A 7,291-nucleotide genomic window follows, 5' to 3' on the forward strand; every position below is an offset into this window, starting at 1 on the left:
CTCTCATAGCGCCGAGGCGCGACTTTGAGAACGCGTTACATAATCACAGTTCAGACCGCCTTGGCGTGCCGGTCGGCCGCCTTGGGCAGGCGCGCGTCGAAGGCGGCGGCGACCACGCGCATCAGGCGTCGCGCCGTCTCCGGGATCGAGATCACCGCGCCGTCACGGTGGCAAAGTCCGGCCAAAGCCAGGGCGTCGACGGCGTCGAGACTCTCGGCCAGCAGATCGCTGGACATCTCTTGATCCCGGCAGATCGCCTCGACATCGACGGAGAGGTCGCACATCAACCGTTCGATCACCAGCGCGCGCAGGCGATCCTCGTCGCCCACGGCCAAGGCGCGGTACAACGGCAGTTCGCCCTCGGCGATCCGGGCCGCCCATTGGTCGCTCGGCACGTGGTTCTGGACGAAGCCCTCGCGGAACTGACCGATCGACGACGGCCCAATGGGGATGAGCACCGCCGCCGCGTCGTCGGTATAGCCCTGGAAATTGCGCCGCATCCGTCCCTCCGCCGCCGCCTGGCTAAGCGCGTCGTCAGGCAAGGCGTAGTGGTCGAGGCCGATCCGCACGTAGCCGGCCTCGACCAGGGCCGCGTCGGCCGCCTCGGCCTGCAGCCAGCGTCCATCGAGATCGGCGAGGTCGGCCTCGCGGATCATCGTCTGGTGCTTCTTCATCCACGGCACATGGGCATAGCCGAACACGGCGATCCGGTCGGGTCGCAGGGCGACGGCCTCCCGGGCCGAGGCGTGGACATTATCGGGCGTCTGGCCGGGCAGACCGTACATCAGGTCGAAGTTCACGCCGCCGACACCCGCGCCGCGCAGCCCCTCGACCGCCCGTGCGACTTGCTCATAGGGTTGGACCCGGTTGACCAAGGTCTGGACGTTCGCATCGAAGGTCTGGACGCCCAGGCTGACGCGGGTCACGCCAGCCTCGCCGACCGCCGCGATGAAGTCTTGCGACAACATGCCAGGATCGAGCTCCGCGGCGATCTCGGCGCCGGGCCGCAGGCGGAAGGCGCGCGCCAGTCGGGCCGTCACGTCGACGAAATCGGCCGGTCGCAGCGCGTTGGGGCTGCCGCCGCCGAAGTGCAGGTGCGCTAGGCCGTCGTGCTCGCCCAGTCGGCCGGCGACCAGATCGATCTCGCGCCGGAGTACGTCGAGATAGCTCCCCACACGATCGTAGGTCGGAGCGATCGAGGTGTGGCAGCCGCAGTACCAGCACAGGCGGCGGCAGAACGGCACGTGGACATAGACCGACAGCCGGTCATCCGGCCGTGTCGCCCCATACCAGCCCTCGGCCTCGCTCGCATGGGCGCTGTCGAAGGCCAGGGCCGTCGGATAGCTGGTGTAGCGCGGCAGGTTGCGCTCGGCGTGCGGGCGTTGGGCGGCGGGCAGGATCGTGGCGGTCATGGGCGGGCGTCCTCGGGGACCGGGAAATCGATGGCTTTGCAGCGGCGACGTTCGCGCTCTGCCTGGCCCGGGTGGGCGGCGTCGAAGGGGGCGTGATTGTCGATCGAGTTATCGGCGGCCGCCAGCAAGGCAAGGTCACCGGGCCGCCGCAGGGTGACGATGGGACCGTCGACCTCGACACCCAGCGGCGCCAGGCTGGCGAAGCCGCGTGACAGGTTCTCGGGCGTCATGCCCAGCAGCGAGGCCAGCACCCGCTTGCGGCTGGGCAAAGTCAGGCGGGTCGCGCCGTCCTGGCGCCTGTGCTGGGTCAGCAGATAGTTGGCCAGGCGCTCCTGCGTACCGCGCAGCCGCTGGTTCTTCAGGGCGCGAACGACGCCGCTGTAGCAACCGGAAAGCTCCTCGGAGATCGCGAAGGCCAGGGCGGGATCGGTCCGGGCGGCCAGGCGCAGCGCCGCACCGGGGATCAGCAAAACCTCGCTGCGCGGGGCGGCCCAGGCCGTCACCAAGGCCGGCACGTCCAGAATCACCGAGGCCAACATCACGGTGGACAAGGGTTCCAGCAGGGCCAGGGTCGCGCCCTGCCCGTCCCGTCCGCTCTCCAGAGCGACCGAGCCCTCCATAAGGATCGGAAGCCAGGGGCTGACCTCGCCCTCGAGCGTCAAGGCGGTGCGGCGCGAAACGCTTCGCAGCACGGCGTCGCGCATCAGCTGGGCGAAGCTGTCGGCGGAGGCGGCGTCCAACAAGGGCAGCTTGCGGACACGAAGCAGGTCGGCGGTGTCGAGGGACATGCGGGCCCTTCTACGATGAGGTGAACCCGTCTTGCCGCGTTCGACGATCGCGAACCTTGATCGGCGTCAATCCTCCGCCGGCGGCTTGTCGTCGAGATGGTCGTAGAGGATGCGGGCGGCGTCGCCCTTGGGGTCGTCGTACTGGCCCGAGCGCATGGTCCAGAAGAAGGCCAGCAGACCGATGGCGCCAAGCCCGATCGAGGCCGGCGCCAGGAACAGGATGATGTTCATCGGCGGGGCCATCTCAAACGAGGCCTTGCGGCGTTCAGCAACACCACGATCGACGAACCCGACATGGCCAGGGCCGCGATGAAGGGATTGACCAGGCCCGCCATCGCGGCGGGCATGGCCACGACATTATAGATGGCCGAGAAGCCGAAATTCTGCAGCGCTCGACTGCGGGCCGACCGGGCGGTGTCGATCGCTTCGGCCACCGCGCCGAGGTCCTCGCCGGTGAAGACCAGGTCCGCCGCGTTCTGGGCGGCGTCGACCGCCGCGCCGGGCGCCATCGAAGCGTGCGCCCGAGCCAGGGCGGCGGCGTCGTTGAGGCCGTCGCCCACCATCAGCACCTTGCGGCCCTGCGCCTTGAGACCGTCCACGATCGCGGCCTTGTCGAAAGGCGTCAGGCCCGCGCGCCAGTCCGCGACGCCGACCGCGTGAGCGATCTCGCGCACCGGGCCCGCGAGATCGCCCGACAGAACCTCGACCGACAAGCCCATTCGGCGAAGTCGCGCGATGGCCTCGGACGCGTCGGCGCGCGGCTGGTCCTCGAACACGAAACGGATCTTCAGGTCGCCTTCGAATCCGAACCACAGCTCGGTCTCGCGCGCGTCGCCGTCCTTGACGCCGACGAAGGCCGCGCGACCCAGGCGCGCACGGCGGCCGTCGATCAGACCCTCGACGCCCTGCCCGGCCGTCTCGACGCAATCGGCGGCGACAGGGCCGGCGCCGGCTTGGGCGGCCAAGGCCTTGGCCAGGGGGTGGCGCGAGGCGCGCGCCAGGGGCGCGGCCAGGGCGACCAGATGGGCCGGCGCGTCGACAAGACGGGGGCAGCCTTCGGTCAGCACGCCGGTCTTGTCGAAGATGACGTGATCGACCTCGGCCAGGCGCTCCAGGGCCGCGCCGGACTTGACCAGCACGCCCCTGCGGAAGAGGCGGCTGCTGGCGGCGATCTGCACGGCCGGGGCGGCCAATCCCAGGGCGCAGGGGCAGGTGACGATCAGCACCGCCGCCGCCCGCAGCAGCGCCTCGCGCGGGCCCAGGCCCAGCGCCCAGCCGCCGACGAAGGTCGCGGCCGCGACGGTGTGGACGACCGGCACGTACAGCGCGGCGGCCTTGTCGGCCAGGCGGACGTAGGCCGAGCGGGTCTGGGCGCCGGCCTCCATCAGCCGGGCGATGGCGGCCAGGGTGGAGTCCTCGCTGCGCGCCGTGGCGGTCATGACCAGGCGGCCGGAGAGGTTCAGCGCGCCGGCGTGCAGTCGCGCCCCTACGGTGACCGGCGCAAGGGCCGTCTCGCCGGTGATCAGGGCGTTGTCGATCTCCGAGCGGCCGGCCTCGACCAGGCCGTCGACGGGCACACGATCACCAGGAGCCACGACCAGCCGATCCCCGACGACGATCTCGGCGACGGGCACGCCGTGCTCGGCCTCGCCCGACAGGCGCACAGCCACCGGGGCTTGCAGGGCCAACAGGTCGCGCGCCGCCGAGCGGGCGTTGGCGCGCAGGCGGTGATCCAGGTAGCGCCCGATCAGCAGCAGGAACAGCAGGGTGACGGCGGCGTCGAAATAGGCGTGCTGGCCGTGCAGCATGGTCTCGGAGAAGCTGACGATCAGAGTCAGGATCACGCCGATGGAGATCGGCACGTCCATGTTCGCCTTGCCGCGCTTCAACGACGCCCAGGCCGAACGGAAGAACGGCCGTCCCGCGAACAGGGCGCACGGCGTGGCGACGATCGCGGCCATCCAGTACATCAGGGTCAGGGTCGCCGGCGTCAGTTCCTGGCCGAACAGACCCGCCCAGGCCGGGACCGTGAACATCATCACATTGCCAGCCCCGAAGCCGGCGACGCCCAGCGCGACGGCCAGTTCGCGGCCCTCGCGATCGATCGCGGCGACAGCCTCGGCCGGATCGAACAGGCAGGCGCGGTAGCCCAGACCTTCGACCGTCTCGACGACGCGCTCCGGATGCGCCTCGCGCCCGGTGAGTTCGACGGCCAGCTTGCCCGTCGTGAGGTTCAGGCGGACGCCCGCGACGCCCGGCAAGCCGGCGACAGCGGTCTCGATCTTGCGGATGCAGGCGGCGCAGCGAGCGCCGCTCACCAGCAGTTCAAGCCGCCCTCGCCCCGCCTCGTCGCGGCGAACGAAGGCTTCCAGATCGCGATCCACCGTCAGGCTGGCGTTCATTTGACGGGCTCCAGCAGACGCGTTTCCAGCTCGAAGACGTCGCGGCTGTTACGCGCCGTGGCCCGCAGGTCCCAGGCGCCGTCGAGCCGCGCGCGGGTCTGATAGCGGCCGTCGCCCAGCGGCTTGAAGTCCAGGGTCTGGCGCCCGACCTCGGTGGCGGGACGCTCCAGGACACCGGTCATGGAAAGGCGGTCCAGCGGCGCGCCGGTCTTGTCGACGAGACGCACCACCACCGTGTCGCCGTCGGCCTTCTCGACCGAGGCGGTCCAACCCAAGGCCGCCTCGCGCTGGCGCTGGGCCAGCGTCTTGTTGAAGGCCAGGCCCGCCTCATAGGGGTTGGAGGCGACCTCGCCCGAGAAGGTGCCGTAGGCCTTGATCATGAACAGCGTGTCGACGCCGATCACGACGGCGAAGAACGCCACGACGGCGATCAGGACATGCCAGCCGGTGATGGGCTTGGCGGTCTTGGACTGGACGATCTCGGGGGACGAGGCGGCGGTCATTGCGGGTTCGCGGCTCCGGAGAGGAAGACGGTCTTGGCGTCGGCCTGAACGTCGCCGGCGCGGGCGATGAAGCGGGCCGGCGTGCTGGCCGCGAGCTCGGCTTCGGGCGGCGCGGTGACGAAGACCCGCACCGAAGCGACTTGGTCCGCCGGCACGGTGACGCTGACGGCGCCCGGGGCGCCCGGCTGGTTGAGGCGCGCGCCGGTCACGCCGTCGAACGCGATCTCGAACCGGCGGTCGAAGAAGGTCCGGTTGGTGATCTTCAGCGTATAGCCGTCCCGCACCGCGCCGTCGTGCATACGCACGAAGATCGGGTTGCGGTCGCGGATGACGTGGAGGTCGGCCTTGGGCCGGCTGATCAACGCGCCCAGCGTCAGGCCGCCGACCACCGTCAGGGCCAGGGCGTAGTAGATGGTCCGCGAACGCACGGGCTTGTAGGTCGACTTGCGCCCGCAGGCGCGGGCGGCGACGGCCGCGTCGGTATCGTAGGCGATAAGACCCGTGGGCCGGGCCAGCTTGGTCATGACCTCGTCGCACGCGTCGACGCAGAGGCCGCAGTTGATGCACTCCAACTGGCTGCCGTCGCGGATGTCGATGCCCATCGGGCAGACCACGACGCACTGGTGACAGTCGATGCAGTCGCCGCGCCCCGCCCAGTCCTGGCCCTTCTTGTGCGCGCCGCGCGGCTCGCCGCGATCACGCAGATAGGTCACCTGCAGCGAGTGCTGGTCCAGCATGGCGCCCTGGATGCGCGGCCACGGGCACATATAGGTGCAGACCTGCTCGCGCATCCAGCCGGCGAAGACATAGGTAGTCACCGTCAGCAAGGCGCAGGAGACATAGGCCGTGGCCGGGGCCTGACCGATCCAGAAGGTGCGGATCAGGGTCGGGGCGTCATGGAAATAGAAGATCCACGCCCCACCGGTGCCGAAGGCGATGCCAAGCCAGGTCAGATGCTTGCCCGCCTTGCGCCAGAGCTTGTCGAAGGACATCGGCGCGGCGTCCAGGCGCATGCGGGCGTTGCGGTCGCCCTCGAACAGACGCTCGACGACGATGAAGAGGTCGGTCCAGACGGTCTGGGGGCAAGTATAGCCGCACCACAGTCGGCCAAACAGCGCGGTGACCAGGAACAGGGCCAGGGCGCCGGCGACCATCAGCCCCGTGATGATATGGACGTCCTGCGGCCACAGCTGGATGTCGAAGAAGTAGAAGCGGCCGCCCGTGAAGTCGACCAGCGCGGCCTGCTGCGGGAAGCCTTCGGGTCGGCGCCAGCGGATCCATGGGGTGACGTAGTAGATCGACAGGGTGGCGATGAGCAGCGCCCACTTCACCCTGCGCCACGTCCCGTGGACCAGCTTGGGATAGATCGGCTCGCGCGGCTTGTAGAGGCCGCCGCCCTTGGGCGCGCCCTTGTCCTTGGCCCGGGCGGCGGCTGAGACCGCCGTCCGGTTTTCGGTTTTGGGTTTGGTGTTGTCGATGAGGGTTGGCATGGCCGGTTATTGTCCGGCGGCGTTGGCGTGGACGTAGACGGCGATGGCCTTGATGGTCTCGGGGCTGAGGCGGCCGCTCCAGGTGGGCATGACGCCGCCGTTGCCGGCGAAGATCTGGCCGCGGATGGCGGCGCGGTCGGCGCCGTAGAGCCATTCGCTGTCGGTCAGGTTGGGGGCGCCGAGGGTCTGGTCGCCCTTGCCTTCCAGGCCGTGGCAGGCCACGCACTGGGTGTCGAAGACCGGCTTGGCGCGGGCGATGGCTCCAGCGTCGGCCGGACGGTTCGACAGGTGGACGACATATTCGGTCAGGTCGTCGATCTGCTCGGGCTTGAGCAGCTCGTCGCGGCCGAAGGCGGGCATCTGCGACATGCGCGCGCCGTCCGCGCCGGTGCGCACGCCGTGGGTAATGGTGTACTGGATGTCCTCCAGCTTGCCGCCCCACAGCCAGACGTCGTCGCGCAGGTTGGGATAGCCCTTGCCGCCGGTGCCGCCGATGCCGTGGCAGGTGGCGCAGTTGTCGCCGAACACCGACTGGCCGACCTGCTGGGCGTAGGCCTGCAGCTTGGGATCCTGCTCGATCTGCTCGAGGCTGGCGGTGCGCAGCTGGGCCGCGCCCGCGCCGCGCTGGACGTCCAGCGCCTTGAGCTCGTGGCCCACGGCGGCCCGGTCGGACTGGTGCAGCAGGCCCTTGGTGTA

Annotated in this window: 7 protein-coding genes; all 7 read right to left on the reverse strand. The window is 70.0% G+C overall.

Translation table 11 applies throughout. The features are described from left to right. Nucleotides 1–50: 50 nt before the first annotated feature. Nucleotides 51–1,412, reverse strand: a complete 1,362-nt coding sequence (gene hemN, locus AC1RJ9_RS10995; protein ID WP_492839372.1) for an oxygen-independent coproporphyrinogen III oxidase — start codon at nt 1,410–1,412, stop codon at nt 51–53. Then, nucleotides 1,409–2,200 (reverse strand): transcriptional activator FtrB, encoded by a 792-nt coding sequence (gene ftrB / locus AC1RJ9_RS11000; protein ID WP_492839373.1) that lies wholly within the window; start codon nt 2,198–2,200, stop codon nt 1,409–1,411. The genes hemN and ftrB overlap by 4 nt, the downstream gene beginning before the upstream one ends. 66 nt (nt 2,201–2,266) lie before the next feature. Continuing rightward, a complete protein-coding gene (gene ccoS, locus AC1RJ9_RS11005) occupies nt 2,267–2,431 on the reverse strand; it encodes a cbb3-type cytochrome oxidase assembly protein CcoS (RefSeq protein WP_492839374.1) in 165 nt (54 codons plus the stop codon). Beyond that, entirely contained in the window at nt 2,428–4,602 is a 2,175-nt protein-coding gene (locus AC1RJ9_RS11010) for a heavy metal translocating P-type ATPase (protein WP_492839375.1), read from the reverse strand. The genes ccoS and AC1RJ9_RS11010 overlap by 4 nt, the downstream gene beginning before the upstream one ends. Beyond that, nucleotides 4,599–5,105, reverse strand: coding sequence for a FixH family protein (locus tag AC1RJ9_RS11015; protein WP_492839377.1), 507 nt, complete (start codon nt 5,103–5,105; stop codon nt 4,599–4,601). The genes AC1RJ9_RS11010 and AC1RJ9_RS11015 overlap by 4 nt, the downstream gene beginning before the upstream one ends. Beyond that, on the reverse strand, nt 5,102–6,595 hold the full coding sequence (gene ccoG / locus AC1RJ9_RS11020; RefSeq protein WP_492839379.1) for a cytochrome c oxidase accessory protein CcoG: 1,494 nt from the start codon (nt 6,593–6,595) through the stop codon (nt 5,102–5,104). Before ccoG ends, AC1RJ9_RS11015 begins: the two co-directional genes overlap by 4 nt. Before the next feature lie 6 nt (nt 6,596–6,601). Next, nucleotides 6,602–7,291 (reverse strand): cytochrome-c oxidase, cbb3-type subunit III (ccoP, locus tag AC1RJ9_RS11025; protein ID WP_492839381.1); only part of this gene is annotated, 690 nt, incomplete at its 5' end.

It is taken from the genome of Caulobacter sp. GW822-FHT07D08, from assembly GCF_058798735.1.

What these genes read in the sequence shown, in the direction of transcription:
- hemN (WP_492839372.1), bottom strand. Translation starts at nt 1,412, where the DNA reads ATGACCGCCACGATCCTGCCCGCCGCCCAACGCCCGCACGCCGAGCGC.
- ftrB (WP_492839373.1), bottom strand. Translation starts at nt 2,200, where the DNA reads ATGTCCCTCGACACCGCCGACCTGCTTCGTGTCCGCAAGCTGCCCTTG.
- ccoS (WP_492839374.1), bottom strand. Translation starts at nt 2,431, where the DNA reads ATGAACATCATCCTGTTCCTGGCGCCGGCCTCGATCGGGCTTGGCGCC.
- AC1RJ9_RS11010 (WP_492839375.1), bottom strand. Translation starts at nt 4,602, where the DNA reads ATGAACGCCAGCCTGACGGTGGATCGCGATCTGGAAGCCTTCGTTCGC.
- AC1RJ9_RS11015 (WP_492839377.1), bottom strand. Translation starts at nt 5,105, where the DNA reads ATGACCGCCGCCTCGTCCCCCGAGATCGTCCAGTCCAAGACCGCCAAG.
- ccoG (WP_492839379.1), bottom strand. Translation starts at nt 6,595, where the DNA reads ATGCCAACCCTCATCGACAACACCAAACCCAAAACCGAAAACCGGACG.